23 protein-coding genes and 1 pseudogene are annotated in these 26,890 nt (G+C 70.4%); 10 read left to right on the top strand and 14 right to left on the bottom strand.

Annotated elements, in window-relative coordinates; genetic code table 11:
• Position 1 precedes the first annotated feature (1 nt).
• Complete coding sequence (locus AB0J55_RS30580) at positions 2–2,173, top strand: 3-hydroxyacyl-CoA dehydrogenase NAD-binding domain-containing protein (protein WP_364256046.1); 2,172 nt, start codon at positions 2–4, stop codon at positions 2,171–2,173.
• A gap of 55 nt (positions 2,174–2,228) precedes the next feature.
• On the opposite strand, the gene AB0J55_RS30575 is transcribed toward AB0J55_RS30580, so the two are convergent.
• A complete protein-coding gene (locus AB0J55_RS30575) occupies positions 2,229–2,534 on the bottom strand; it encodes an antibiotic biosynthesis monooxygenase (RefSeq protein WP_364256044.1) in 306 nt (101 codons plus the stop codon).
• 203 nt (positions 2,535–2,737) lie between these two features.
• On the opposite strand from AB0J55_RS30575, the gene AB0J55_RS30570 reads away from it, so the two are divergent.
• Positions 2,738–5,074 carry a GH92 family glycosyl hydrolase gene (locus tag AB0J55_RS30570; RefSeq protein WP_364256041.1) on the top strand — a complete coding sequence of 779 codons (2,337 nt, stop codon included), beginning with the start codon at positions 2,738–2,740 and terminating at the stop codon, positions 5,072–5,074.
• A 96-nt stretch (positions 5,075–5,170) separates the two neighbouring features.
• Here the strand turns inward: AB0J55_RS30570 and AB0J55_RS30565 are convergent.
• The 3 genes and pseudogenes from AB0J55_RS30565 to AB0J55_RS30555 form a co-directional block, all read right to left on the bottom strand.
• Positions 5,171–7,224 (bottom strand): annotated as a pseudogene (locus tag AB0J55_RS30565) (MMPL family transporter).
• A 114-nt stretch (positions 7,225–7,338) separates the two neighbouring features.
• Positions 7,339–8,004, bottom strand: a complete 666-nt coding sequence (locus AB0J55_RS30560; RefSeq protein ID WP_364256038.1) for a response regulator transcription factor — start codon at positions 8,002–8,004, stop codon at positions 7,339–7,341.
• Positions 8,005–8,011: 7 nt separating this feature from the next.
• The gene (locus AB0J55_RS30555) at positions 8,012–9,079 is read right to left on the bottom strand and encodes a sensor histidine kinase (RefSeq protein WP_364256035.1); all 1,068 of its coding nucleotides are present in this window, start codon (positions 9,077–9,079) and stop codon (positions 8,012–8,014) included.
• A gap of 92 nt (positions 9,080–9,171) precedes the next feature.
• On the opposite strand from AB0J55_RS30555, the gene AB0J55_RS30550 reads away from it, so the two are divergent.
• Positions 9,172–9,606 carry a DUF3761 domain-containing protein gene (locus tag AB0J55_RS30550; RefSeq protein ID WP_364256322.1) on the top strand — a complete coding sequence of 145 codons (435 nt, stop codon included), beginning with the start codon at positions 9,172–9,174 and terminating at the stop codon, positions 9,604–9,606.
• 86 nt (positions 9,607–9,692) lie between these two features.
• Positions 9,693–11,105: an MFS transporter gene (locus AB0J55_RS30545; RefSeq protein ID WP_364256032.1), complete on the top strand. Its 1,413-nt coding sequence runs from the start codon at positions 9,693–9,695 to the stop codon at positions 11,103–11,105.
• Here the strand turns inward: AB0J55_RS30545 and AB0J55_RS30540 are convergent.
• The 5 genes from AB0J55_RS30540 to AB0J55_RS30520 all read right to left on the bottom strand — a co-directional run bounded on the left by AB0J55_RS30540 (position 11,102) and on the right by AB0J55_RS30520 (position 16,022).
• Positions 11,102–11,908 carry an SAM-dependent methyltransferase gene (locus tag AB0J55_RS30540; RefSeq protein ID WP_364256029.1) on the bottom strand — a complete coding sequence of 269 codons (807 nt, stop codon included), beginning with the start codon at positions 11,906–11,908 and terminating at the stop codon, positions 11,102–11,104. The genes AB0J55_RS30545 and AB0J55_RS30540 overlap by 4 nt on opposite strands.
• 97 nt (positions 11,909–12,005) lie before the next feature.
• Positions 12,006–12,233, bottom strand: a complete 228-nt coding sequence (locus AB0J55_RS30535) for a phosphoglycerate mutase family protein (protein WP_364256026.1) — start codon at positions 12,231–12,233, stop codon at positions 12,006–12,008.
• Positions 12,234–13,034, bottom strand: a complete 801-nt coding sequence (locus AB0J55_RS30530) for an SAM-dependent methyltransferase (RefSeq protein ID WP_364256023.1) — start codon at positions 13,032–13,034, stop codon at positions 12,234–12,236. It abuts the gene before it with no gap.
• Positions 13,035–13,077: 43 nt separating this feature from the next.
• Entirely contained in the window at positions 13,078–14,631 is a 1,554-nt protein-coding gene (locus AB0J55_RS30525) for an acetolactate synthase large subunit (protein WP_364256319.1), read from the bottom strand.
• 5 nt (positions 14,632–14,636) lie between these two features.
• Positions 14,637–16,022 (bottom strand): FAD-binding oxidoreductase, encoded by a 1,386-nt coding sequence (locus tag AB0J55_RS30520; protein ID WP_364256020.1) that lies wholly within the window; start codon positions 16,020–16,022, stop codon positions 14,637–14,639.
• Between the two features lie 181 nt (positions 16,023–16,203).
• On the opposite strand from AB0J55_RS30520, the gene AB0J55_RS30515 reads away from it, so the two are divergent.
• Complete coding sequence (locus AB0J55_RS30515) at positions 16,204–17,025, top strand: aldo/keto reductase (protein WP_364256017.1); 822 nt, start codon at positions 16,204–16,206, stop codon at positions 17,023–17,025.
• A gap of 41 nt (positions 17,026–17,066) precedes the next feature.
• Here the strand turns inward: AB0J55_RS30515 and AB0J55_RS30510 are convergent, their stop codons facing one another.
• Both AB0J55_RS30510 and AB0J55_RS30505 read right to left on the bottom strand, forming a co-directional pair.
• Positions 17,067–17,564, bottom strand: a complete 498-nt coding sequence (locus AB0J55_RS30510) for a DUF3830 family protein (RefSeq protein ID WP_003079597.1) — start codon at positions 17,562–17,564, stop codon at positions 17,067–17,069.
• 2 nt (positions 17,565–17,566) lie between these two features.
• A complete protein-coding gene (locus tag AB0J55_RS30505) occupies positions 17,567–18,823 on the bottom strand; it encodes an aminotransferase class III-fold pyridoxal phosphate-dependent enzyme (protein ID WP_364256014.1) in 1,257 nt (418 codons plus the stop codon).
• A 93-nt stretch (positions 18,824–18,916) separates the two neighbouring features.
• On the opposite strand from AB0J55_RS30505, the gene AB0J55_RS30500 reads away from it, so the two are divergent.
• The 3 genes from AB0J55_RS30500 to AB0J55_RS30490 are packed head-to-tail and all read left to right on the top strand — an operon-like array spanning position 18,917 to position 21,960.
• The gene (locus AB0J55_RS30500; RefSeq protein WP_364256011.1) at positions 18,917–20,380 is read left to right on the top strand and encodes an NAD-dependent succinate-semialdehyde dehydrogenase; all 1,464 of its coding nucleotides are present in this window, start codon (positions 18,917–18,919) and stop codon (positions 20,378–20,380) included.
• On the top strand, positions 20,377–21,435 hold the full coding sequence (locus AB0J55_RS30495; RefSeq protein WP_364256008.1) for a tartrate dehydrogenase: 1,059 nt from the start codon (positions 20,377–20,379) through the stop codon (positions 21,433–21,435). Before AB0J55_RS30500 ends, AB0J55_RS30495 begins: the two co-directional genes overlap by 4 nt.
• 60 nt (positions 21,436–21,495) lie before the next feature.
• Positions 21,496–21,960: a DUF4262 domain-containing protein gene (locus AB0J55_RS30490; protein ID WP_364256005.1), complete on the top strand. Its 465-nt coding sequence runs from the start codon at positions 21,496–21,498 to the stop codon at positions 21,958–21,960.
• A gap of 139 nt (positions 21,961–22,099) precedes the next feature.
• Here AB0J55_RS30490 and AB0J55_RS30485 read toward each other — a convergent pair whose 3' ends face one another.
• The 3 genes from AB0J55_RS30485 to AB0J55_RS30475 are packed head-to-tail and all read right to left on the bottom strand — an operon-like array spanning position 22,100 to position 24,368.
• A complete protein-coding gene (locus AB0J55_RS30485; protein WP_364256002.1) occupies positions 22,100–22,819 on the bottom strand; it encodes a GntR family transcriptional regulator in 720 nt (239 codons plus the stop codon).
• Between the two features lies 1 nt (position 22,820).
• On the bottom strand, positions 22,821–23,567 hold the full coding sequence (locus AB0J55_RS30480; RefSeq protein ID WP_364255999.1) for a maleate cis-trans isomerase: 747 nt from the start codon (positions 23,565–23,567) through the stop codon (positions 22,821–22,823).
• A gap of 60 nt (positions 23,568–23,627) precedes the next feature.
• Positions 23,628–24,368: an Asp/Glu/hydantoin racemase gene (locus AB0J55_RS30475; protein ID WP_364255996.1), complete on the bottom strand. Its 741-nt coding sequence runs from the start codon at positions 24,366–24,368 to the stop codon at positions 23,628–23,630.
• 100 nt (positions 24,369–24,468) lie between these two features.
• Here AB0J55_RS30475 and AB0J55_RS30470 point away from each other — a divergent pair, with 100 nt between their 5' ends.
• Both AB0J55_RS30470 and AB0J55_RS30465 read left to right on the top strand, forming a co-directional pair.
• Positions 24,469–25,467, top strand: a complete 999-nt coding sequence (locus AB0J55_RS30470) for a D-2-hydroxyacid dehydrogenase (protein WP_364255993.1) — start codon at positions 24,469–24,471, stop codon at positions 25,465–25,467.
• Positions 25,464–26,846: an amidase gene (locus AB0J55_RS30465; protein WP_364255990.1), complete on the top strand. Its 1,383-nt coding sequence runs from the start codon at positions 25,464–25,466 to the stop codon at positions 26,844–26,846. The genes AB0J55_RS30470 and AB0J55_RS30465 overlap by 4 nt, the downstream gene beginning before the upstream one ends.
• The last annotated feature ends 44 nt before the right edge of the window (positions 26,847–26,890 follow it).

Raw genomic sequence — 26,890 nt, 5'->3', positions numbered from 1 at the left:
CGTGGCTGAAAGCAAGACCATCCGCTGGGAGCAGGACGAAGACGGCATCGTCACCCTGACCCTGGACGACCCGAACCAGTCGGCGAACACGATGAACGCCGACTTCCGCGAGTCGCTCGGCGTCACGGTCGACCGCCTGGAGGCCGAAAAGGACTCCATCACCGGCGTCGTCATCACCTCCGCGAAGAAGACGTTCTTCGCCGGCGGCGACCTGAACGACCTCATCCAGGCCAAGCCCGAGCACGCGGTCGAGCTGACCGAGGGCAGCACCCTGATGAAGGGGCAGATGCGCCGCATCGAGCAGCTCGGCAAGCCGGTCGTCGCGGCGATCAACGGCGCCGCGCTCGGCGGTGGCCTGGAGATCGCGCTGGCGACGCACCACCGCATCGCCGCCGACGTCAAGGGCAGCCAGATCGGCCTGCCCGAGGTGACGCTGGGCCTGCTGCCCGGCGGCGGTGGCGTGGTCCGCACCGTGCGCCTGCTCGGCATCCAGAGCGCGTTGCTGAACGTCCTGCTGCAGGGGCAGCGACACCGTCCGGCCAAGGCGCTGGAACTCGGCCTGGTGCACGAGCTCGTCGGCACGGTCGAGGAGCTCGTCCCCGCCGCGAAGGCGTGGATCAAGGCGAACCCCGAGGGCGGCGTCCAGCCGTGGGACGTCAAGGGCTACAAGATCCCGGGCGGCACCCCGTCCAACCCGAGCTTCGCGGCCAACCTGCCGGCGTTCCCGGCGAACCTGCGCAAGCAGATCAAGGGCGCGAACATGCCGGCGCCGCGGGCGATCCTGGCCGCCGCGATCGAGGGCGCGCAGGTCGACTTCGACACCGCGATCCAGATCGAGACGCGTTACTTCATCCACCTCGCCACCGGCCAGGTCTCGAAGAACATGACGAAGGCGTTCTTCTTCGACCTGCAGACCATCAACTCGGGCGGCTCGCGGCCGGACGGCTTCGAGAAGTACACCGCTCGCAAGGTGGGTGTCATCGGCGCGGGCATGATGGGCGCGGCGATCGCGTACGTCTCGGCGAAGGCCGGCATCGACGTCGTCCTCAAGGACGTCTCGCAGGAGGCGGCCGAGAAGGGCAAGGGCTACGCGGAGAAGCTGGAGCAGAAGGCGCTTTCGCGCGGCAAGACCACGCAGGAGAAGTCGGACGCGCTGCTGGCGCGCATCAAGCCGACCGCCGACCCGGCCGACTTCGCGGGCGTCGACTTCGTCATCGAGGCCGTGTTCGAGAGCGTCGAGCTGAAGCACAAGGTGTTCGGCGAGATCGAGAGCATCGTCAACGCCGACGCGGTCCTGGGCTCCAACACCTCGACGCTGCCGATCACCACCCTCGCCGAGGGCGTGCAGCGCACCGAGGACTTCATCGGGATCCACTTCTTCTCGCCGGTGGACAAGATGCCGCTGGTCGAGATCATCTGCGGCGAGAAGACGTCGCCGGCGACGCTGGCGAAGGTCTTCGACTACACGCTGCAGATCAAGAAGACCCCGATCGTCGTCAACGACAGCCGCGGCTTCTTCACCTCGCGCGTGATCGGCACCTTTATCAACGAGGCCGTCGCCGCGCTGGGCGAGGGCGTCGAGCCGGCGTCGATCGAGCAGGCGGGTTCGCAGGCCGGCTACCCGGCGCCGCCGCTGCAGCTGATGGACGAGCTGACGCTGACGCTCCCGCGCAAGATCCGCAAGGAGACGCGCGAGGCGGTCGAGGCCGCGGGCGGCACGTGGAAGGCGCACGCGTCGGAGACCGTGATCGACCGGATGGTCGAGGAGTTCGACCGCAAGGGCCGCTCGACGGGCGCGGGCTTCTACGAGTACGACTCCGAAGGCAAGCGCACCGGCCTGTGGCCGGGCCTGCGCGACGCGTTCAAGTCCGGCTCCGCGGAGGTTCCGTTCGAGGACCTCAAGGAGCGGATGCTGTTCGCCGAGGCGCTCGAGACCGTGAAGTGCTTCGACGAGGGCGTGCTGACGTCGGTGGCCGACGCCAACATCGGCTCGATCTTCGGCATCGGCTTCCCGGCGTGGACCGGCGGTGTCATCCAGTACATCAACCAGTACGAGGGTGGCCTGCAGGGCTTCGTCGACCGGGCCCGCGAGCTGGCCGCCCGCTACGGCGACCACTTCGAGCCGCCGGCTTCGCTCGTGGAGAAGGCCGCCAAGGGCGAGATCTACGAATAAGCAGTTCCTTTCCGTGAAGGCCACCTCGAGTTCTTCGGGGTGGCCTTCACGGCTTTCAGAGCGCGACCGCCACCTCGGCGTGGCTGACGTGGTCGTCCCAGCGGCTCAGCGCGCGCCGAGCGTCCTCCTCCAGGACGGCGTCCTCGTAGCTCTCGCCGGCGAAGCCGCGTACGGCGTCGAGGTCGGTGAAGAACGTGATCGAGGTGAACTCGACCTCGTCGCGGACCGGGCGGCGCAGCAATCGGGCGCCTTCGAAGCCGGGCACGTGACGGAGATGCTGCGCCACCGCGGTCGCGTAATGCCGCTCGTAGTCGTCGGCCGTCGCGACGGGCGCCCAGCCGCGCCAGGTGCGTGCGATCATCCTCGGCCCCCATCCGTCGAGAGGCTCGACGGTACTCGTTGATCCGGAGCAGCGGCTGCACTTCGGTACTGGCCGGGATTGCTCCGCGCCCGGCGCCGGATTTTCATGGCCGCGCCCGGAGTATTTGCCGCGCGCCGAAATGTCCGGCAGTTTGTCCGCTTGCGTTCGCCCGCAGGCCACTTAACGCGCGTTAACCTCCGCCTATGCGCCGTCCCGTCACGGTGGCACTGGCCGCCGCCCTGCTTGCCTCGACGTTGACAACGATGTCAGCCGCCGCCGATCTCAGCCCCGCCGACTTCGTCGACCCGCTCATCGGCTCCGCGGGCGACGGCAACACCTACCCCGGTGCTACCGCGCCCTTCGGGATGCTGGCCTGGAGCCCTACCAGCACCCGCGGCGACCAGACGTCGACCGGTGCCGCCAACGGCTACCAGTACGACACCACCCGCATCCGCGGCTTCAGCCTCACCCACGTCAACGGCGCCGGCTGCAACCCGGGCGCCGCCGGGGACATCCCGATCCTGCCTTTCGCCGGCGACGTCACCTCCTCGCCGACCGCCGACACCACCGACGCCGTCTACGCGAGCAACTTCAGCCACGCCGACGAAGCCGCGACGCCGGGACGGTACCGTCTCGGCCTGCAGAACGGCGTCACGACGGACGCGGCGGCGACCGAACGCACCGCGATCGCCACCCTGCACTACCCGAAGGACAAGCCCGCGTCCCTGCTCTTCCGCACCTCGAACTCGCTCAACGGCAGCGAAGACGCCGAGACCCACCTCGATCCCGCGAACCGCGTGGTGACCGGGTCCGTGCTCACCGGCGCCTTCTGCGGCCGCCGCGCGAACGGCGGCGTCAACAACCGCAAGTCCTACTACCGGCTGTACTTCACCGCGCGGTTCGACCAGCCCTTCGCCGGCACCGGGACGTGGAAGGACGCGACGCTGCAGCCCGGCGGCCTCGACCAGACCGGCGGCGAAGGCTACGCGACCGGCAAGGACCGCGCCGGCCGCGGCTCGGGCGGGTACGTCACCTTCGCTCCCGGCAGCAACGTCACCATGCGGATCGCGATCTCCTACGTCTCCCTCGAAGGCGCCGAACGCAACCTGCGGGCCGAGCAATCGGGCAGGTCCACGGTGGAGAGCATCGCCGCGAAGACGAAGAAGGCCTGGAACGCCGAGCTGAGCCGCGTGGACGTCGGCGGCGGCACGGCGAACCAGCGCATCGTCTTCACGACCGCGCTCTACCACAGCCTCCAGCAGCCCAACCTCGTCAGCGACGTCGACGGCCAGTACCTGGGAATGGACCGTCAACCCCACCGTGTCGAGCTCGGGCAGGACGCGCAGTACTCGAACTTCTCCGGCTGGGACCAGTACCGCGCCCAGGTGCAGCTGCTGGCGCTGCTGGAACCGCGTGTGGCCGGGAATTTCGCACAGTCGCTGTACAACTACGCGCGCCAGAACGACGGCGTCTGGGACCGCTGGGTGCACGTCAACGGCGCAACGCACGTGATGACCGGCGACCCGTCCGCGGCGACGGTCGCGACCTTCTACGCCATGGGCGTGCGCAACTTCGACTACCGCGGCGCGTTCGACTCGCTGTACCGGCAGGCGACCGTCCCCCGTCCGGAGGGGCTGCAGGACGGCGGCTGCCCCGGCCAGTGCGTCGGCCAGCGGCCCAACCTCGCGCAATACCTGACGTCGCACTACGCACCCAACGACGTCTGCCACTGCTGGGGCGGCGCCGCCGAGACACTCGAAGACGCCGTCGCCGACTCCGCAATCGGACATTTCGCAGAGCTGCTCGGACGCACGCGCGAAGCTGCAGAGCTGCAAGCCCGGGGCGCGTACTGGCGGAACGTCTTCAATCCCGCAACCGGGTACGCCCAGGCGCGCAACCTCGACGGCGGCTGGGTGACCCCGTTCGACCCGGCGAGCGACCGCGGCTTCGCACAGGGCAGCGCGGCGGCCTACACCTGGATGGTCCCGCAGGACGTGTCCGGCCTCGCCGACGCCATGGGCGGCAAGCCCGCGGCGATCACCCGCCTCGACGGCTTCTTTCACGATGCGAGCGGGAACTGGCAGCTCAAGGGCGGCGGCCCGCTCAAGTACGACCCGACGAACGAGCCCGACATCCACGCACCGTGGCTGTACAACGAGCTCGGCCAGCCGGCGAAGACGCAGGAAACCGTCCGGCAGCTGGTCAACACCGTCTACACGACCGGCCCGTCGGGACTGCCCGGCAACGACGACCTCGGCACGATGTCCGCCTGGTACGTCTTCGCCGCGCTCGGGCTGTACCCCCGGGCGCCGGGTACGGCGGAACTGCTGCTGTCGAGCCCGCTGTTCCCCAGCGCCGTGATCCGGCCGGCGGGCGGCGCGCCGATCCGGATCACGACGTCCGGCAGCGGTAAGTACATCGCCGGTGTCCAACGGTCGGGACGGTCGCAGCGGGACTGGAAGCTCGACGCGTCATTCCTGCGGACCGGTGGCTCGCTGGCGTTCCGCCTGTCCGAAACGCCGACGGCCTGGGGCAGCTGACCGGCGATTCTGCCGGTCGACGCTCCACACCCACGTCGGCCGGCGCGCGCCGAGCGGGAGGGGGATGGCCGCCACGCCGTGGTGGCCATCCCTGCTTCACGGCTCCAGCGCCAGGTGCGGCAGCCGGCGGTCCAGCCACCGCGGCAGCCACCACGCCCGGGCGCCGAGCAGCCGCATCACCGCCGGGACGACCAGGCAGCGGATCACCAGCGCGTCCAGCAGCACCGCGACCGCCAGGCCGAGGCCGAACTGCGCCAGCATCCGCGACGGGTCGAGCAGGAACGCGCCGAACACCAGCACCATGATCGCGCCGGCCGCGGTGATCACGCCGCCGGTCGCGGCGAGCCCTTCGCGGACCGCCAGCCGCGCGTCACCCGTGCGCCGCCACTCCTCGTGCATCCGCGACACGAGGAACACCTCGTAGTCCATCGACAGCCCGAAGACGATCGCGAAGATCATCACCGGCACGAAGGCCTCGATCGGGCCGGGCTGCGCGCCGAACCAGCCGTCGCCGAACACAAGTGTCATCACGCCGAGCGAGGCGCCGATGCTCAGCAGGTTCAGCAGGGCCGCCTTGAGCGGAATGAGGATCGACCGGAACACGACCATCAGCAGCAGCGCGGACAGCCCGACGACGACCAGGACGAACAGCGGCAGCCGGTCCGCAACGGCGCCGGCGAAGTCCGTCGCGGCCGCGACCGAGCCGCCGACGAGGTAGTGGCCGGGCAGTGCCGGGAGGACGTCGGTCCGGAGCCGTGTCACGAGCTCGGCGGTCGCTTCGTCCTGCGGCGACGTCGTCGGGAACGCGAGCACCGTCCCGCCCATCGGCGGGAGCGCGCGGGCGATCCCCGGTGTCGAGGCGAGTGTCTGCTGCACCGCGACGGGGTCGCCGTCCACACTGATCACTGCTAGAGGGCCGGTGTAGCCGGGGCCGAAACCTTCGGCCAGCAGGTCGTAGGCCTTCCGCGTGGTCGATCCGGTGGGGTCGGTGCTGGCGTCGGCGAACCCGAGGCGCATCCCCGCGGCCGGGATCGACAGCCCGATGAGGAGGAGCAAGCCGATCGCCAGCGGTGCCGCGGGACGTCGCTGGACGCCGTCCGCGAGCCGCCGCCAGACCTGCCCGTGGTCGCGTTTCGCGGCGTGCCGGCGGATGCCGCGCTCGAGCCGCTTGCCGAACAGCGACAGCAACGCGGGCAGGAGCGTCACCGAGGCGAGCATCGTCATCAGGACGGTGAGCGCGACGGACAGTGCCACCCCGCGGAGCCCGCCGAGCCCGAGCGCGAGCAGGCCGAGCAGCGCGATGATCACGGTCGTCCCGGCGAACAGCACCGAACGGCCTGCGGTGTCGAGCGCCCGCCTGGTGGCCGCGTCGCGGTCGTGCCCGGCGAGGATTTCCGTGCGGTAGCGGGAGAAGATCAGCAACGCGTAATCCACGCCGACGCCGAACCCGACCAGCATCATCAGCGGCGAGGTGTAGCTGGCGATGTCGACGAAGTGCGAGACGACCGTGATCACGCCGAGGGTGCTGCCGACGGCGAACACCGCGGTGAGCACCGGCAGCCCGGCCGCGAGCAGCGAGCGGAACAGGAACACGAGGACGACCAGCGCGGCGAGCAGGCCGACGCCTTCCGCGGGCCCACCCCCTTCGGAGATCCGCTTGACCGGATCGCCGGCGAGACCGACTTCGACGGGCCCGACGCGCTTCGCGGCGTCGGCGAACTTCACGATGTCGTCGTAGGGAAGGTCGGTCGAGGCGGCGTCGAAGGTGACGGTGGCGTAGCCGATCCTGCCGTCGGCCGAGAGCGTGGCGAACGGCTCGGTCACCGACCGCACGTGCGGCTGCAATCGGACATCGCTCAGCATGTTCTCTATCACTGATCGATGCGCGGCGAGGCCACCGTCGGCCTTCAGCACGATCTGCGCACTGGCGCCCGATTGCGCGGTGTTCTGCAGCCTGTCGACGACCTGCTGCGACTCCGTGCCGGGCAGCGAGTTGTCGTCGTGGAACGCGTTGCCGGTGAGCCCGGACGTGACGGTGACGCCGATGAGGACCAGCGCCCAGAGAGTGCGACGGCGAGCCACCGGTGGCGCTGCGCCCAGCCGGCCACGCGGGCCAGGCTTCCCCCGATGGGGCGAGTGATGGTGTCCATGGCGGACAAGGATTCGCGAAACCGGCCCTGCGCCGCGTCGCGCACAGGAGGACACTTGCCGTGCTCCCGGCGGTGTCCCCTAAGGCGTTTCCCGTACCCCCGCGGGAGTACGGCTCAGGGCGTCAGCCAGCGGGGCGTCACCGCGCCCGACTCGTAGGCGAGGACGACGAGCTGCGCCCGGTCCCGCATGCCGGTCTTGGTCATGATGCGGCTGACGTGCGTCTTCGCCGTCGCCGGGCTGAGCGTCAGCTCGCGGGCGATTTCGTCGTTCGACAGCCCGGCCGCGACCAGCGACAGCACCTCGCGTTCGCGGTCGGTGAGCCGGTCGAGGGCCGGCGACGGCGCCGGGCGGGTGACGCGCGCGGCGAACTCCGCGATCAGCCGCCGGGTGATCGACGGCGCCAGCAGCGCGTCGCCGCGGGCGACCACGCGGACGGCGTGGATCAGCTCCTCGGGTTCGGTGTCCTTGACCAGGAAGCCGCTCGCGCCGGCGCGCAGCGCGCCGTAGACGTCTTCGTCGAGGTCGAACGTCGTGAGGATGACGACCTTCGTGGGCACGCCGGGGTCTTCGAGGAGGTGCCGGGTGGCGGCGAGGCCGTCGAGCACGGGCATGCGGATGTCCATCAGCACGACGTCCGGGTGGTGGTCGTGCGCGGCCTGCAGCGCCTCGCGCCCGTTCGCGGCCTCGGCCACGACGGCGATGTCGGGCTCGCCGTCCAAAATGGACCGGAATCCGGCGCGGACCAGCCGCTGGTCGTCGACGAGCAGGACCCGGATCATCGGCCCATCATCGCACCGGCAACCGGGCGCGCACCCGGTAGCCGCCACCTTCGCGCGGCGCCGCGGTGACGTCGCCACCGAGGGCCCGCGCGCGTTCGGTCATCCCGCGGATCCCGTTGCCCGCCGGCGCCGCACCGCCGCAGCCGTCGTCGTCGACCTGCACGGACAGCTCGTCCGCGCTGTACCCGAGCCGGACGACGACGGTCTTCGCGCCGGCATGCTTGCTAACGTTCGTTAACGCCTCCTGCACCACCCGGAACGCCGCGTGCTCGACCTCCGGAGGCAGTTCCCGGGCGACACCGTCGATCTCGGTGCGCACGACCAGCCCGGAGCCGCCGACCGACTCCGCCAGCTCCGCCACTCGCTGCAGGCTCGGTCCGCCGCTCTGGCGGAGCATGCCGAGCGTTGCGCGCAACTCCTGGAGTGCGGTCTTGCTGGCGTCCTTGATCGCCCCGAGCGCCTCCTGCGCCTGCTCCGGGTCACGGCGATGCAGTGCAGCGCCGGCCTGGACACTGATCAGTGATAGGTAGTGGCCGAGGGCGTCGTGCAGTTCGCGCGCGATGCGCAGACGTTCGTCGGTGGCGCGCGCCCGCGCCTCGGCCTCCTTGGTGCGCTCGGCTTCGGCGCGGTAGTGCGCGACAGCCCCGCCGGCGACCAGAGCGACGAACCAGCCGGTCATCAGGAAGAATGCGAAGTTGTCGACGTGCCGCCCGCTCCGCGAGCTGATCTCCCCGGCCGCGACGCCGGCCATCGCCGCGACGACGAGCAGCGCGGCGCCGCGGATCCGTCCCGCCGCGGCGGCGTTGTAGAGCGCGTACGCGAAGGCGAGCAGCACCAGTCCGTCGGGATCGGTCAGCGGGTAGTAGAGCGCACAGCAGACGAGCGCGAACGCGGCGACGCTCAGCGGGTACCGGCGCCGGAGGAACAAGGCGGCGCAGCAGAGGCAGGTGAGCACCCACCCGGCCGCGGCGTGGTGAGCGGGCTTGGCGCCGTCGTTGAGGACGGCGAAGACCGAGCCGGCGAGCACCGCGACGACGACCGCGAGTTCCGCCGCGTACCGCCGCAACCAGGACATGCGAAAAGTCTAGGAGAACACGCGTAACAGCCGGGCGCGTTCCGCCGACTCCTGCGGCATTGCTTCGCGAAGCCAAGGGAGTCGGCGTGCGGATGAAGCTCGGCGCGGTACTGGCCGCGGGTGTCCTGGTCGCGGGGTGTGGGGTCGGTTCCGTGCCGCCCAAGGATGCCGGCAACCTCGGTGTCCTCGCCCCCACGACTTCGGCGTATTCGACGCCGACCGAAACGCCCACCCCGCCTTCGGTCCCGGAAACCTCCTCCGCGGCAGCACCGGCCGTCACCACGACCCCGGCGGCTCCGAAGACGGCGGCTCCGAACTCCAAGGCGCCGAGGACGACGACCCCGGCCGCGCCGGCGCCCACCGGCTGCGGCGCGGACTACTACCGGAACTCGGACGGCAACTGCGTCCACCGGCCCAGCGACAACCCGTCCGGCGCAACGGCGCTCTGCAAGGACGGCACCTACAGCTACAGCCAGCACCGCTCCGGTACCTGCTCCGGACACGGAGGCGTGCGCAGCTGGCTGTGACGAAACCGCCAGTCGCGCGGAAACCCGGCACCCCGTAGGTACAGTGCATGAAGTTGCATGACGCGTACTAAGTACACACTGGGGGTGTGGTGGTGTCCCGTTCCGCGCCGTCCGGCCGGGCGATCGTCGTGGTGCTCGCTTCGTGCGGGCTCGTCGCGTCGTTCATGCAGACACTGGTCGTGCCGCTGATTCCGGTCTTCCCGCGGCTGCTCCACGCGTCGGCGGCCGACGCGTCCTGGGTGGTCACCGTGACGCTGCTGGCCGCGTCCGTGATCACCCCGGTCAGCGGGCGGCTCGGCGACCTCTACGGCAAGCGGCGGATGATCCTCGTCAGCCTCGCGGTGCTCATCGCCGGGTCGGTGGTGTCCGCGACGACGAGCGCGCTCGTGTTCCAGATCGTCGGCCGCGGGCTGCAGGGCTGCGCGATGGGGGTCATCCCGCTCGGCATCAGCATCATGCGCGACGAACTTCCGCCCGAACGCGTCGGCGGAGCGATCTCGCTGATGAGCGCGACGCTCGGCGTCGGCGGCGCCATCGGGCTGCCGGTCGCGGCGGTGGTCGCCGAAAACGCCGACTGGCACGTGCTGTTCTGGACCGCCGCCGGCCTCGGGCTGGCCTGCGCGCTGCTGATCCTCACTGTCGTGCCGGAGTCGCCGCAGCGCACACCGGCGCCGTTCGACTACTTCGGTGCGTTCGGCCTGGCCGCCGGGCTGCTCTGCCTCCTGCTGCCGGTGGTCAAGGGCGGCACGTGGGGCTGGACCAGCGCGCCGACGCTCGGGCTGGCCGCGGCCGCGGTCGTCGTCCTGCTCGGCTGGGGCGCCTACCAGCTGCGCCGCCGCGACCCGCTGGTCGACCTGCGGGTGTCGGCCCGTCGTCCGGTGCTGTTCACGAACCTGGCGTCGATCATGGTCGGCTTCGCGCTGTACGCGATGGCGTTGTCGTTCCCGCAGCTGCTGCAGGCCCCGGCGTCGACCGGCTACGGGCTGGGGCAGACGATGGTCGAGTCCGGGCTCACGCTGGCCCCGAACGGCCTGGTGATGATGCTGCTTTCGCCGGTCTCGGCGCGGCTCATCGCCCGGTTCGGCCCCCGCCCGACGCTGATGAGCGGCGCACTGGTGATCGCCGCCGGGTACGCGTTCGCGATCGTGCTGATGGACAACGCGCTGGAGCTGATCACGGCGTCGGTGATCATCGGTGCCGGCGTCGGCATCGCGTACGCGGCGATGCCCGCGCTGATCATGGGCTCGGTCCCGGTCACCGAAACGGCGTCGGCGAACGGCCTGAACTCCCTGATGCGCTCGGTCGGCACGGCGATCTCCAGCGCGGTGATGGCGGCGATGCTGGCCCAGCTGACGATCACCGTCGGAGGACTGCCGGTGCCGTCGCTGTTCGGCTTCCGCGCCACGTTCGCGGTGGCGGCGCTGGCCGCGCTGGCAGGCGTGCTGCTCGCGGCGCTGGTCCCGAAGAAGCGGCCGGCGCCGGAGCTGATCGCCGTCTAGTTCTTGCGCGCCACCAGCGCCAGCCCGCCGCACTCCGCCGGGTTGGGGGGCATTTCCGCGGGGTCGTCCGGCCGCCACTCCGGGATGAACACGATGCCCGGGTCGACGATCTCGAAGCCGTCGACCAGTGCGCGCAGCTCGTCGGCCGAGCGGGGGGTGACGGGGTTCGCGCTCTTCTGGTACATCGCGACCGCACGGGCGGTGCCGTCGCTCTGCTGCTCGTAGGTCGCCGACGACAGCGCGAGGTAGCTGCCGGGCGCGAGCGCGTCGCGGTAGGCGGCGATGAGCCGGGCCGGGTCACGCTCGTCCGGGATGAAGTGCACGAACAGCGCCATCACGACCATCACCGGCTGGTCCAGGTCCAGCATCATCTCGGTGATGTCGTGTTCGAGGACGTCGTCGGGGAACTCGGCGTCGGCGTGCACCATGGCCGCGTTCTCGTTGTCGTCCAGCACGATCTCGCTGTGCGCCACGGCAACCGGCTCGTTGTCGACGTAGACGACCCGCGCCGTGGGATCGACGGCCTGCGCCACCTCGTGCACGTGCCCCACGGTCGGCATGCCCGAGCCGATGTCGAGGAACTGCCGGATGCCCTGAGCCATCCCGAACCGGATGGCCCGGCGCAGCCACTGCCGGTTGAGCCGCGCCCGCTCTCGCGCGTTCGGCTGCGCGGCGAGCACCTGCTCGGCGAACATCCGGTCGACGGCGTAGTTGAGCTGCCCGCCGAGGATGTAGTCGTACACCCGGGCGGCGTTGGGCTTGTCGAGGTCGATGCCCCGTCTGGCGTACTCGTCTTCGCTCATCGCGGCTCCCCGGAGTCAGGTTTGACGCGAGAATAGCCGGACGCGCCGGTCAGCCCGCGAGGTGACTCGTGTCGTGCGGTTGTGGAAGTGGTCGTCTTCATGCAGCACGGTGATGCGCAATCGGCTCCGCGGTCTGGACCGCGCGTCGAAGATCGGAGCTGTACAGCTCAACCGCTGCCGCGCGGGCAATCGGCTGCCGCAGCCGTGCCGCGATCGCCATCGCGTGGATATGACCCCGCGCCGTGAGTGCGGAGTCGAGCCAGCCGCCCAGCCGCCCAGCCGGCCCTCCTCGTGGCGGGTGGGTGACGACGAAGAGCCGGCGCACTTAAGCCTTGCGTGCGACCAGCGCCAGGCCGCCCGCGCGGGCCGGCGGGTCCTCGAGCGGCTCGTCCGGCCGCCACTCCGGCGTGAACACCACGCCCGGCGGTAGGATCTCGAAGCCCTTCACCAGCGCGGCCAGCTCGTCCGGCGAGCGCAGCGTCAAGGGTGTCCCGCTCTTCTCGTACAGCGCGACCGACCGCTGCGTCTCCTCGCCCTGCCCCTCCCACGTGCCGGACGACAGCGCGAGGTGGCTCCCCGGCGCCAGCACGTCCCGGTAGCGGGCGATCAGGCCGGCCGGGTCGCGGGAGTCGGGGATGAAGTGCACGAACGCCGCCATGATCACCATCACCGGCTCGTCGAAGTCGAGCATCGCTTCGGTGGTCGGGTGCTCCAGCACCTCGTCCGGGTACTCGGCGTCCGCCTGGACCATCGTCGCGTTGTCGTTGCCTTCCAGCACGATCTCGCTGTGCGCGACGGCGATCGGCTCGTTGTCGACGTACACGACCCGCGCCGACGGGTCGATCGCCTGGACGACCTCGTGCACGTGCCCGACGGTCGGCATGCCGGAGCCGATGTCGAGGAACTGCCGGATGCCCTGCTCCGCGCCGAACCGCGCGGCGCGGCGCAGCCACGCCCGGTTCACCAGCGCCATGTGCCGCGCGTTCGGCAGCACCCCGAGGATCTGATCGGCGAACATCCGGTCGACGGCGTAGTTCAGCTTGCCGCCGATCATGTAGTCGTACACGCGCGCGGCGTTCGGCCGCTCGAGGTCGATGCCGCGCTTCGCGTGTTCGTCGTCGTTCATCCGCCGCTCCCGGGCTCAGGGTGTGCCGGGAGAATAGTCCGGTTCACAGCAGTGGCGGCACCGCGGCATCGATCAGGTGCGGGCCGGGCTCGGCGAAGGCGCGCTGCAACTGCTCCGCGAGTTCCTCCGCGGTGGTCGCGCGTGTCGCGGGCACGCCCATGCCCTCCGCGATCTTCACGAAGTCCATGTCCGGGCGCGACAGGTCGAGCAGGTCGTTCGCCTTCGGCCCGCCCGACGCCGCGCCGACGCGCTGCAACTCCAGCCGCAGGATCGCGTACGCGCGGTTGTTGAGCAGCACCGTCGTGACGTTCAGGTTCTCCCGCGCCTGCGTCCACAGCGCCGAGATGGTGTACAGCGCGCTGCCGTCCGATTGCAGGTTCAGGACGGGACGGTCCCGTCCCGCCACTGCCGCGCCCGTCGCGACCGGCATGCCGTAGCCGATCGCGCCGCCGGTGAGCGTCAGGACGTCGTGGCGCGGCGCGCCCGCGGTCGCTGCCGGCAGCAGCAGGCCGGACGTGTTGGCCTCGTCGGCGATGATCGCGTTCTCCGGCAGCAGGGCACCGATGACGTCGACCCAGTTCTGCGGAGTCAGCGGCCCGGTCGGCAGCGCGGGCCGGGACGGCTGCTGCAGCACCGGTTCGGTGTCCGCGGCGACGAGCTCCGCGACTTCGTTCAGCGCGCGCGTGACGTCCTGGCCGACGGAAGCGAGCGTGTGCACCTGCGCGCCTTCGGGCACGAGGTCGCTCGGCTTGCCCGGGTAGGCGAAGAACGACACCGGCGCCTTCGTGCCCGCGACGACGAGATGCTTGACGCCGTCGAGCTGATAGGTGACCTGCTCGGCGAGGTACCCGAGCCGCTCGATCGCCGGTAGGCCCGCGCCGCGCTCCAGACGAGACGGGAACGTCTCGACGAAAGTCTTCGCGCCGGTCGCGGCCGCGATCCGGCTGGCCGCGCGCAGCCCCTCCTCGCGACACGCGCTGCCGCCGATGAGCAGCGCGACCGGCTCACCGGTGCCGAACACCGCTGCGACGTCCTTGACGGTGGTGGCGTCGACGGCCTGCGGCACGCGCGGCGGAATGGGCGCGCAGGTCTCGCCCCCGTCACCCCACGAGGCGTCCGCGGGCAGGATCAGCGTCGCGATACGGCCGGGCGCGTCCTGGGCCGCGGCGACTGCGGCGGCCGCGTCCGCCCCGACGTCCTTGGTGTGCTCCGAGCGGCGCACCCAGCCTTCCAGCGAGCCCGCGACGGCTTCGATGTCCGACTCCAGCGGCGCGTCGTACTGCTTGTGGTAGGTCGCGTGGTCGCCGATGACGTTGACGATCGGCGTGTGCGCGCGCCGCGCGTTGTGCAGGTTCGCCAGGCCGTTACCGAGGCCGGGACCTAGGTGCAGCAGCGTCGCGGCGGGCTTGTCCGCGATCCGCGCGTACCCGTCGGCAGCACCGGTGACGACGCCTTCGAACAGCGCCAGCACGCCCCGCATCTCCGGGACGGTGTCGAGCGCCGCGACGAAGTGCATCTCCGACGTGCCGGGGTTCGCGAAGCAGACCTCCACGCCGGCGTCGACCAGCGCGCGGATCAGGGACTGGGCGCCGTTCATCTCGCTCATGCGGTTCCTTCGGGGAAGAGAACGCCGGGGTTGAGGATCCCGGCGGGGTCGAAGCTCTGCTTGATCCGGCGCATCAGCTCGATCTTCGCCGGGTCTTCGAGGTGCTGGTGGTAGCCGGCCTTGGTGCGGCCGAGGCCGTGCTCGCCGGAGATCGCGCCGCCGAGCTCCATCGCGTACGCGAAGATGTCGGTGAGCAGCTGCTTCCGCTTGTCCGCGTCCTTGCAGAAGATGCCGAGGTGGACGTTGCCGTCGCCGGCGTGCCCGCAGCCGAGCGCGCCGCCGCCCGCGGCCATCGCGAGCTCCCGCGCCTTGCCGATGAACTGCGGCATCGCGGTCCGCGGCACGACGACGTCGATCACGTCGTCGGCGCCGGCCGCCTTCGCGGTCCAGAAAGCCTTCTCGCGAGCTTCGATGAGCTTGCGCGCGGCGTTGCCTTCGAGGACGTAGACGTCGGTGGCGCCCAGTTCGCCGAGCAGCTCGCCGACGGTTTCGACGTCCTCGCCGAGGCGCTCGCTGTCGCGGTTCTCCAGCGCGACCACGAGGTACGCCTCGCTGGTCTCGCGGATCTTGTCGGGCACGCCCAGCTCGAGCTTCTCGTTGTAGACGATCGCCGCCATCGTCAGGTTGTCGATGTACTCGAGGATGTGCGGCGCGAGCCCGCTGGAGAGGATTTCGGGCACGGCGGCCATCACCTGGCCGAAGTCGCCGAAGGGGGCGAGGACCGTGGCGCCGTGGGCCAGCCGCGGGTGCAGCTTGACGGTGATCTCGGTGGCGAGCGCGAGGGTGCCCTCGGAGCCGATGATCAGCTGGGTGAGGTCGTAGCCGGTGGACACCTTCGACGTCTTGCCGCCGGTCCGGATGATCTCGCCGGTCGCGAGCACGGCCTGCAGGCCGAGCACGTTGTTGCGGGTGACGCCGTACTTGACGGCCCGCATCCCGCCGGCGTTGGTCCCGACGTTCCCGCCGACGCTCGCGCTCAGCTCACCGGGGTAGACGGTGTAGCCGAGCCCGGCTTCGGCGGTCTTGGCATCGAGCTCGGCGAGAGTCACGCCGGGCTGCACGACGGCGACGTGGTTTCCGGTGTCGACTTCGAGAACGGCGTTCATCCGTTCGAAGGAGATGAGCAGGCCGTCGGCCTGCGGCCGCGCTGCGCCGGAGAGCCCGCTGCCGGACCCTCGCGCGGTCACGGGGACGTTGTGCTCCGAAGCGGCTTTCAGCAGCTCCGCGACTTCTTCGGCTGTAGCCGGCTTCGCGACGTACGCAGGCTTCTGCGGCTCCGCCGTCAGCGCTTCGTCGTGCGCGTAGTCCTCTGAGATCGCGTCGCCCGTGAGCAGGTTCTTGTCCCCGACGATCTCGGCCAGCCGTGCTGCCACGTCGCCCATCGGCAGTCTCTCCTCCGCGCCGTCGCTGTGGTTACCGCAGCGTAGTACGTACCGCCGGTACGCCGCCATGAAGGTTTTTCACGTTCGCGTCGCCCAGTGTGATCACCCGGTGACACCCCTCTCGATTTAGTTCAGGCTAAATCTCTGGAGAGTGACAGCAACGGGAGCAAAGCTTCCCTGCATGACCTCGACGTTCTCCTTCGAAGACGGCCTTTCCGTGCATCGCCTGGGTTTCGGCGCCATGCGGCTGACGGAGTGGGACCACGTGAAAGACGGCGCCGAAGCGGTCGCGTGCCGCGCGGCCGAACTCGGCGTGACTTTCTTCGACACTGCCGATGCCTACGACCTGGGCCTCAACGAAAAGCTGCTCGCGGACGCGCTGCATCCGTACCCGGGACTGCTCGTCGCGACGAAGTGCGGGCACGCGCGCCCGAGCCGCGGCGAGTGGGTCCCGCTGGGCCGGCCGGAGTACCTGCGGCAGCAGGCGGAACTCTCGTTGAGACGCCTCCGTATCGACCGTCTCGACCTGCTGCAGCTGCACCGGATCGACCCGCAGGTGCCGCTGGCCGACCAGGTAGGCGCGCTCGCCCGGCTGCGGGACGAGGGCAAGGTCGCCCGGATCGGGTTGTCCGAAGTCACCGTCGCGCAGCTGGCGGAAGCCCGCGCCATCGCCCCGATCGCGAGCGTGCAGAACCGCTACAACCTGACCGATCGAGCGTCCGACGACGTCCTGGACTACTGCGAGCGCGAGGGGATCGCGTTCGTGCCGTGGCTGCCGATCGCCCGGGGCGACCACGCGACGGCGGGCGGAGTGCTCGGCAAGGTCGCGGCCGACATCGGCGCGACACCCGCGCAGGTATCCCTCGCCTGGCTGCTGCGCCGCTCGCCGGCGGTGATCCCGATCCCGGGGACGTCGTCGATCGGGCACCTCGAGGAGAACTGCGCCGCCGCAGCCGTCACGCTTTCCGACGCCGATTGCGCGCTGCTGGACAACCTGGGCTGAACGTCGGCCCGGCCGCGACGTCGCCGCGGCCGGGCTGGTGTTCAGGCGCGCGCGAACGAGAGCGTCTCGCCCTCGACACCCCGCAGCCAGAGGTCCTGCGCGGCAGCGGCCATCTCGGCCAGGCCTTCCTCGATCGTGGCGAACACGTTGCCGGGGACCCAGCCGGCGTCGCCGTTGATCAGCAGGTTGTTGCGCCCGTAGAAGATGGCCAGGTCGGTCGCACCCTGATCGCTGTGTGCCTCGCTGCCTTCGTCGTAGCCGTATGCCGGGTTGCCGATCTCCCAGGCTTCGAAACCGAAGTACACGACGTCACCGGGAATCGGCGTGATCGTCGGGTTCTCCCGCCCCGGTTTGGGCTCCGCGAACGGCGGCACGAGAGTGTAGACCTCGTTGCGCGCGTATTTCGCGTGGTAGGCGGAACCGCTCTGCGGCAAAGCGTCCCACACGGCTTTGCAGGTACGCGGTGCCTCGTCGTCGAGCAGCCGCGCCCGGCAGGAGACGCCGCGCTTGTCGAGGGTGATCGTGATGTACCGCGCCATCCTCAGCTCCCCGTGACGGACGCGACGACGTCGCCCCAGATGCGTAGCGCGTCGTCGACCTGCTCGGCGGTCACGACCAGCGGCGGCACCATCCGGACCACGTTCATGTACGGCCCGCAGGTGAGCAGCAGCAGACCGCTCTTCGACGCTGCCTGCTGCGCGGCTTGCGCGGTTGCCGTGTCCGGCTCGCCGTCGGCGGTGGTGAACTCCGAGCCGACCAGCAGTCCGAGCCCGCGCACCTCGCCGATCGACGGCGTCTTGTCCGCGATCACGCGCGCACCCTCGAGCAGCTGGCGCCCACGCTCGGCGGCGTTCTCCACCAAGTTCTCCTGCTGGATGACTTCGAGTGTCGCGATCGCCGCGGCGCACGAGACCGCGTTGCCGCCGTACGTGCCGCCTTGCGAACCCGGGAACGCCTTCGCCATCAGCTCCTGCGAGGCGGCGATGCCGGACAGGGGGAAACCGCTCGCCAGCCCCTTCGCGATGAGGACGATGTCGGGCGAGACGTCGAAGTGGTCGTGGCCCCAGAACTTCCCGGTGCGGCCGAAACCGGTCTGGATCTCGTCGACGACCAGCAGAATGCCGTGCCGGTCGGCGCGCTCGCGCAGGCCCGCGAGGAACTCGGTGTTCGCCGGCACGTACCCGCCCTCGCCGAGCACGGGCTCGACGAAGAACGCGGCGGTCTCGTTCGGCGCGCAGACGGTCTGGAACAGGTAGTCCAGCTCCCGCAGCGCGAACTTCGTCGCCGTCTGCTCGTCCCAGCCGTAGTGGTAGGCGTACGGGAAGGGTGCGACGTGCACGCCCGCCATCAGCGGGCCGATGCCGGCGCTGAACCGCGTCCCGGACGTCGTCATGGATGCGGCGGCGACGGTCCGGCCGTGGAAGCCACCCTGGAAGACGATGACGTTCGGGCGCTGCGTGGCCTGCCGCGAAAGCCGCAACGCCGCTTCGACGGCTTCGCTGCCTGAGTTGGCGTAGAAGAGCGAGTCGAGCCCGCGGGGGAGCACGTCTCCGAGCCGCTCGGTCAGTTCCAGCAGCGGCTTGTGCATCACCGTCGTGTACTGCCCGTGGACGAGCTTGCCGATCTGCTCCTGCGCAGCCCGCACGACGTGCGGGTGGCAGTGCCCGGTGCTCGTGACGCCGATGCCGGCGGTGAAGTCGAGGTGGCGTTTGCCCTCCACGTCGTAGAGGTAAACCCCTTCACCGTGGTCGACCACGACGGGCGTTGCCTGCTTGAGCAGCGGAGATAGCTGGGCCATGGCAGCGTGCTCCTAGGTCGGTCTGAGCGGGTTGTCGATTGTTGACAATATCCATAGCATGGCCCTCGGGACAACACGTGAGGAGCAGTCGGGATGAGCGCGAGCACCGAGTCCGGCGTCGTCGAGGCGGTCGGCAAGGAACTGTTCATCGGCGGCAAGTGGGTGGCCGCCGAGTCCGGGAAGACGTTCCCGGTGGTCGACCCGGCCACCGGCCGGGAGCTGTGCCAGGTCGCCGACGCCTCGCCGGCCGACGGCGTCGCGGCGCTGGACGCCGCCGTCGCCGCGCAGGCCGACTTCGCGAAGATGGCGCCGCGCGAGCGCGGCGAGATCCTGCGCCGGGCCTACGAACTGCTGATGCAGCGCCAGGAGGAGCTGGCGCTGCTGATGACGCTTGAGATGGGCAAGCCCCTAGCCGAATCGAAGGGCGAGATCGCGTACGCCGCCGAGTTCTTCCGCTGGTTCGCGGAGGAGGCCGTCCGCATCGACGGCGGCTACGCGACGGCTCCGAACGGCGCGGGCCGCTTCCTCATCACGAAGCAGCCGGTCGGGCCGACGCTGCTGATCACGCCGTGGAACTTCCCGATGGCGATGGGCACCCGTAAGATCGGCCCGGCCATCGCCGCGGGCTGCACCGCGGTGATCAAGCCTGCCGCGCAGACACCGCTGTCGATGCTCGCGCTGGCCGGCATCCTTGCCGAAGCGGGACTGCCCGAAGGCGTGCTCAACGTCGTCACGACCAGCGATTCCGGCGGCGTCATGGAACCGCTGATCCGCGACGGCCGCGCTCGCAAGCTCTCCTTCACCGGCTCGACCGGCGTCGGCCGCAAACTCCTGGAGCAGTGCGCCGACAAGATCCTGCGCACGTCGATGGAACTGGGCGGCAACGCGCCGTTCCTGGTCTTCGACGACGCGGACATGGACGCGGCCATCGACGGCGCGATGCAGGCGAAGATGCGCAACATCGGCGAGGCCTGCACCGCCGCGAACCGGTTCTACGTGCAGCGTGGCGTCGTCGAGGAGTTCTCGCGGCGGCTGACCGAGCGCATGCAGGCTTTGCCGATGGGCCGCGGCACGGAGAAGGACGTCGTGGTCGGCCCGCTGATCGACCAGAACGCCGTGGACAAGGTGACCGAGCTGGTCAAGGACGCCACCGACCGCGGCGCGAAGGTGCTCACCGGCGGCTCCGACGTCGACGGCCCGGGCCACTTCTACCAGGCCACCGTGCTCACCGACGTCCCGCAGGAGGCGCGGCTGACGCACGAGGAGATCTTCGGGCCGGTCGCCCCGATCACGCCGTTCGACACCGAGGAAGAGGCGGTGGCGAAGGCGAACGACACCGAGTTCGGCCTCGTTTCCTACGTCTTCACCAGCGACCTCAAACGCGCGCTTCGCGTCTCCGAGGCCCTCGAAGCCGGCATGATCGGGCTCAACCAGGGCATCGTCTCGAACCCGGCGGCGCCGTTCGGCGGGATCAAGCAGTCCGGGCTCGGCCGCGAGGGCGGCTCGGTCGGCATCGACGAATTCCTCGAAACCAAGTACATCGCGGTGGCCCTGTGACGGCCTACCGCCTGGCGAGCATTCCCGGCGACGGGATCGGCGTGGACGTCACGGTCGAGGCCCGCAAGGTCCTCGACCGGGCCTCTGCTCTCTTCGGCTTTTCGCTGGAGTGGACGGAGTTCGACTGGAGCTGCGAGCGGTACGCCCGGACCGGCGCGATGATGCCGGACGACGGCGTCGCGCAGCTGTCGGCGTTCGACGGCATCCTGCTCGGCGCAGTCGGCTTCCCCGGCGTCCCGGACCACGTTTCGCTGTGGGGCCTGCTCATTCCGCTCCGGCGCGCGTTCCAGCAGTACGTCAATCTGCGCCCGGTGCGGCTGCTGCCGGGCACGGCTTCCGTGCTGGCCGGGCGGAAGGCCGAGGAACTGGAGCTGGTGATCGTCCGGGAGAACTCCGAAGGGGAGTACTCCGCGATCGGCGGCCGGCACAACGCCGGGCGGCCGGACGAGTTCGTGCTGCAGGAGTCGGTTTTCACGCGCGTCGGCGTTTCGCGCATCATCCGGTACGCGTTCGAGCTGGCGCGGACGCGGTCCGCCCGCGTCTGCTCGGCGACGAAATCCAACGGCTTGATCCACTCGATGCCGTTCTGGGACGAGATCTTCGCCGAGGTCGCGGCGGAGTTCCCGGATGTCCACAGTGAGCAGATGCATGTGGATGCGTTGGCGGCACGCATGGTCCAGGCGCCGGACCGGCTCGACATCATCGTGGCGTCGAACCTCTTCGGCGACATCCTCAGCGACCTCGCGGCCGCGATCACCGGCGGTCTCGGCATGGCACCGTCCGGCAATATCAATCCATCGGGTGAATTCCCGTCGATGTTCGAGGCGGTCCACGGGAGCGCTCCGGACATCGCCGGGCAAGGCATCGCCAACCCGGTGGCGCAGATCCTGGCGGCCGCGATGCTCGTCGAGCACCTGGATGAAACCGTTGCGGCACAAGCGATTCGGTCGGCCGTGGACCGGGTGCTCGACGAGGGGCGGGTGCGCACGCCCGACCTCGGCGGCACTGATACCACAGAACGGCTCGGGACGGCAGTGGCCGAAGCGCTGGGCTGAGTTTTTGTCGGTGCCCTCCGGCACGGTGGTCGCAAACCCACCGAGGGGGAGGAGGCACCGATGTGCCGGCAATGCGAAGACCCGGACAGACCCGGGTACCTGGAACGGCTTCGCGAAGGCGTGGCCGACCGTGGCTGGCTCGTGCAAAGCGTTGAAGGAACGGAACTCTATCCGCCGTGGGCCTACACGATCGGCCTGAGCGGATACGGCCTGCCCGAACTGGTCGTGACGGGATTACCGGTGCTCCCGGCGGCCGGCCTGCTCAACGGCGTGGCGGCGCATGCTCTGCACGCGTCGCCACCGTCTCCGGGCGAGCGCATCCCGCTGCGGGGCGGCCCGCTGGTCGAGGTCGTCCCGCTCGCGGAGCCATCGGCGCACCTGGTGTTCGCGATCGCGTTGTACGGCAAAGAAATCCGTGCGCTGCAGCTGGTCCACGCGGACACTCAGGGTCGCTTCCCGTGGTCCCCGGACTACCGCGACGGCCGCGGCGGCCAGCCGGTCCTGGGGGTCCGCCATGAAGCCTGACTGCCGGTGCACCCGGCCGACCAACTGCTTCCCGGAGCCTTCGCGGGCCGTCCACGCGCGCATCACGCCGGTGCGGGTACGTGAGCCGGCGGTACACGTGCGCGTGCCGGTCCTGCGAGCACGCCTGGCGGCGATCCGCTCAAGCGTTGCCCGGTACCGGCGGCGCGTGCCCGTCGGTGAGGCTGGTGCCCGGCGCGAGCCGCTGAACGGCGTCCTCCATGTGCGCCTCGAGAAGCGTGAGCGCCGTCTCTTCGTCGCCGTCCCGCAGCGCCTGGATGAGCTTCGTGTGCTCTTCCACTCGCTCTTCGACCCGCTGGTAAGTGCTCTGCAGCGCCGTGAGGCACATCCGCGTCTCGATGAGGAGCGTCCGGGCCATCCGGACGAGCCGCTTGCTGCCGGAGGCGTTGATGAGGGCCTCGTGGAACCGGAGGTCCGCGGTGGAGAGCGCGCCGGGGTCGTCTTCGCTCGCGGCGGTCGCCATCTCGTCGACTGTCTGCTCGAGGAGATCCGCGATCCGGTCCCGGTCGCCGCCCCGCAGGGCGCGCAGCATGGCGGCGCGCTCGATCGCGGAGCGAGCGGCGTAGATGTCGTAGACGTCCCCGGGCTCGAGGTCGATCACGAACAGCCCGCGGTGCCGCTCGCTCCGGAGGAGTCCTTCCGAGACCAGGTGCTGCATTGCTTCCCGGAGTGGCCCCCGTGACACCTGGAACCGCGCGGCCAGCTCGGTCTCGCCGAGCTGGGTCCCGGGCGGGAGGGCGCCGGTCATGATCGCGTCGCGCAGCTGACGCGCGATGACCGCGGCCGTCGACTCGCGGCTCACCGGTTCGATCTCGGGCAGCATGCCCGGTGGCAGGGCCATGTCAGGCATCTCCGTCGGGCAGGTGCCGGAAGAGCGCGCCGAGCGAGCGGACGAGCCGGTGCTGCCCGGTCAGGCGCAGCCCCTCCCAGACCGTGACCTGGTTGGCGGTCAGCACGGGTTTCCGGAGCGCGGCCTCGACGGCGTTGATCTCGCCGAGGGTGCGCATGGCGGTGTCCGGCACGAGCACCGCCTCGGCATCCGGGTGGTCGTGGCTCACGGCGAGTTCGACGACGGCTTCCGGGCTCATCGCGCCGACTTCCGCGGCGGTGCTGATGTCGGCACTGGCCATCGAGACGACCTCGATGCCGCCCGCCTTGAGGAACTCCGCGAACAGTCGCGCGATGTCGTCCGGATAGCTGGCGGCGACCGCGACCCGCTTGACGTCCAGAGCACGCGCGGCGTGCACGAACGCGAAGGAGGTACTGGAGGCCGGCACCCCGGCGACGGCGGCGAGGCGGTCGGCCTGGTCGCGGGCGCCGTCCCAGCCGTAGACGAAGCTGCCGCTGGTGCACGCCCAGATGACCGCGGCGGGCTCGTGCTTGCCGAGGAGGGCGGCGCCGTCGGCGAGCCGAGCCTCGCTGCCGAGGTCCAGCAGCTCGGCGACCGCGTGCTTGTCGGTGCCGTAGATGTGCTCGACGGCCAGCCGGATGTCGCCCTCGTCGACGGCCGTGCCGCCGAGCAGCTGCTCGGCCAGCGGGTAGTCGTCTTCGGCCGCGTGGTCGGGGTAGATGAAACCGATGGTGGTCACGGAACCTCCGGAGGGGACGCAAATTGTCGACAATCCTAGAGGGGTGGTCAAGGAAAACCTTCACGACACGTCACGAAGCCACCTTCCGGGTCCGACGATGGGCAGGTTCATCCGGCGCAGGCACGCCCACATGGTCAGCTGGTTGGCCGTGAGCACCGGCTTGCCGAGGGCGGCTTCCAGGGGCTCGATCAGGTCGTAGGTCGGGAGATTGGTGCAGCTGACGAAGATCGCTTCGGCGTCGCCGTGGTCGGCGGCGAGGATGCGCTCGGCGATGGTCCGGTAGCTGACCTTCCAGATGCCGCCGCCCAGTCCGAGGTGGTCGCTGGCCACGGTCTCGACGTCCAGTTCCGCGAGGAAGGCGTGCAGTGCATGGGTGAGGTCGGCGTCGTAAGGCGTCAGCACCGAGACGCGGTGCAGGTCGAGCTGCTGCAGCACCTCGGCCAAAGCGCCGGAGGTGGTGACAGCATCCGGCGCGCCGGCGTCGCAGATCGCCTTGGTCAGCGAGCGCTCGTAGTCGACGCCGTTGACGAAGCTGCCCGACGTGCAAAGGTAGGCGACGACCTCGGGCTCGACGTGCAGCACGTCGCGAGTGGCGCCGGCCAGGTGGTGGCTGTCGCTGACGAGGCGGGCCATCTCCATGCTGACCGGCACCGGCTCGTACGGTGTGCGGGCGAGGTGGAGGGACACCTCCATCGGCACCCAGCGCCAGAGCTCGCGCTCCAGCGCGAGGTCGAAGGGGGCGATGACCCCGATGCCGCGTTGCGCCAGCGGGCCGTCGAACGCCAGGAAGTCGAAATCCAAGGCTCAGCCTCCGGAATACGTCTGTGCTTGACAGTCCGGTGCTCCGGGGGTCGTTCCTCGGATTGTTGACAATCATACGAGTGACTTTTACCGTGTCAACGTGATCGCCTCGGAACACCGGGAAGCTCCCGTCCTGGCAGTGCTCTGTGGCGAGTCCCGCCCACCGGACATGCGTGCTGTCGAATCCGGGGCGGTCGTGCGTTACACGGACGCGGTGGGTCTTGCCGAAGCGTTGTCCGGAGCAGACGCCCTCTTCGTCTACGACTTTCTCTCCACTGCGGTGCCCGGCGCATGGCATGCTGCTGACCGGCTGCGGTGGCTGCACATCGCCAGCGCGGGTGTCGACCCCGTGCTGTTCCCCGGCCTGCGCGAGAGCGACGTTGTCCTCACCAACTCGCGGGGTGTCTTCGACGACGCCATCGCGGAGTACGTGCTGGGCGTCGTGCTGGCTTTCGCGAAGGACTTCGCGCGCTCGCACGATCTGCAGCGCGAGAGCCGCTGGCTGCACCGCGAGAGCGAGCGGATCGCCGGCCGCGAGGTGGTGGTCGTCGGTACCGGGCCGATCGGCCGGGCCATCGCGCGGCTGCTGCGCGCGGCCGGGATGCGGGTGACCGGTGCCGGTCGCCGGGCGCGTACCGGCGATCCCGACTTCGGCGTCGTGCACGAGTCCGCGCAGCTCGCCGAATTCCTGCCGCACGCCGACTACGTCGTCGCGGTCGCGCCCCTGACCGAGCACACCAAGGGCATGTTCGACGCGCGCGCGTTTGCCGCGATGAAGCCGTCGGCGCGGTTCGTCAACGTCGGCCGCGGAGAGCTGGTGGTGACGTCCGATCTGGTTGCGGCCCTCGAGAACCGGACCATCGCCGGCGCCGCGCTCGACGTGTTCGACACCGAGCCGCTTCCGCCGGAAAGCCCGCTGTGGGCCATGCCGGACGTGCTGATCTCGCCGCACATGTCCGGGGACTTCGTCGGCTGGCGGAACACCCTGGTCGAGGTCTTCACCGAGAACTTCCGCCGCTGGCGCGCCGGAGAGCCGCTGCGGAATGTCGTCGACAAGACGCTCGGCTACGTGCCGTCGGGGAACCAGGGAGCCGGATGAACGACAGGATGCTGACCGCCAGCGAGCTCGTCGCCGCCTACGCGACCGGTGAGCTATCACCGATGGAGGCGACGCAGAACGCACTGCAGGCCATCGAAGCCCGCGACGGCGAGTGCAACGCGTACTGCCTCGTCGACGCCGACCGGGCGCTGGAGCAGGCGAAAGCGTCCGAAGGGCGCTGGCGGGACGGCAACCCCATCGGCTGGCTCGACGGCGTTCCCGCGTCGATCAAGGACATGTTCCTCACCCAGGGCTGGCCGACCGTCCGGGGCTCGAAGAGCATCGATCCGGACCAGCCGTGGGACGTCGACAGCCCCGTGGCCGCGCGGATGCGCGAGGCCGGCTTGGTGCTGCTGGGCAAGACGACCACGCCGGAGATCGGGTGGAAGGGCGTCACCGACAGCCCGCTGCAGGGCATCACGCGCAACCCGGCCGACCCGTCGAAGACGGCGGGCGGGTCGAGCGGCGGGAGCGCCGCGGCCGTCGCGGCCGGGATGGGGGAGCTGTCGGTCGGTACCGACGGCGGCGGCTCGGTGCGGATCCCGGCGTCGTTCTGCGGCATCGTCGGGCTGAAGCCGACCCACGGCCGCATTCCGCTGTACCCGGCGAGCCCGTTCGGGCCGCTCTCGCACGCCGGTCCGATGGCGCGGTCGGTGGACGACACCGCGCTGCTGCTGGACGTGCTGTCCCTGCCCGACCACCGCGACCCGGCCGCGTTGGCACCGCCGGTGGCGTCGTTCCGCGAGGCCGTCCGGCGGGATGTGCGCGGCCTGATCGCCGCGTTCTCGCCGACGCTCGGCTACGTCGATGTCGACCCGGAGGTGGCCGCGATCGTCGCGGCCGCGGTCCGCGCGCTGGGCGATGCCGGACTGCACATCGAGGAGACCGACCCCGGATTCGGGGACCCGAAGCCGGCGTTCGACATCCTGTGGTCGTCGGGGGCGGCGAAGCTGCTGGATACCTTCCCGCCGGGTTCCGAGGAGCGCACCGATCCCGGCCTGCGCAAGGTCTGGGAACTGGGCAAGAAGTGGAGCGCGAGCGACTACCTCGACGCCACCGCGGAGCGCGCCGCGCTGGGCATCCGGATGGGTGAGTTCCACACGCGCTACGACGTGCTGATCACGCCGACCATCCCGATCACGGCGTTCGAGGCCGGGCACGACGTGCCGCCGGGCAGCGGGCTGAGCGAGTGGCCGGAGTGGACGCCGTTCACCTACCCGTTCAACATGACCCAGCAGCCGGCGATCAGCGTGCCGGCCGGGCGCACGTCGGCCGGCCTGCCGGTGGGCCTGCAGATCGTCGGACCGCGGCACTCGGACGACCTCGTGCTGGCTGTGGCGAAGCTGCTGGAGGAAGTACGGCCCTGGGCATCCGCCTGACCACACGTGAGGGTGAAACCCGGACCGGAGCGCGGCAGGCTGTG

The organism is Amycolatopsis sp. NPDC049688, from assembly GCF_040674975.1.
GTDB lineage: Bacteria > Actinomycetota > Actinomycetes > Mycobacteriales > Pseudonocardiaceae > Amycolatopsis.
The sequence above is the reverse complement of the archived record's forward strand: the minus strand, read 5'-3'. Positions and strand labels throughout refer to the sequence as shown.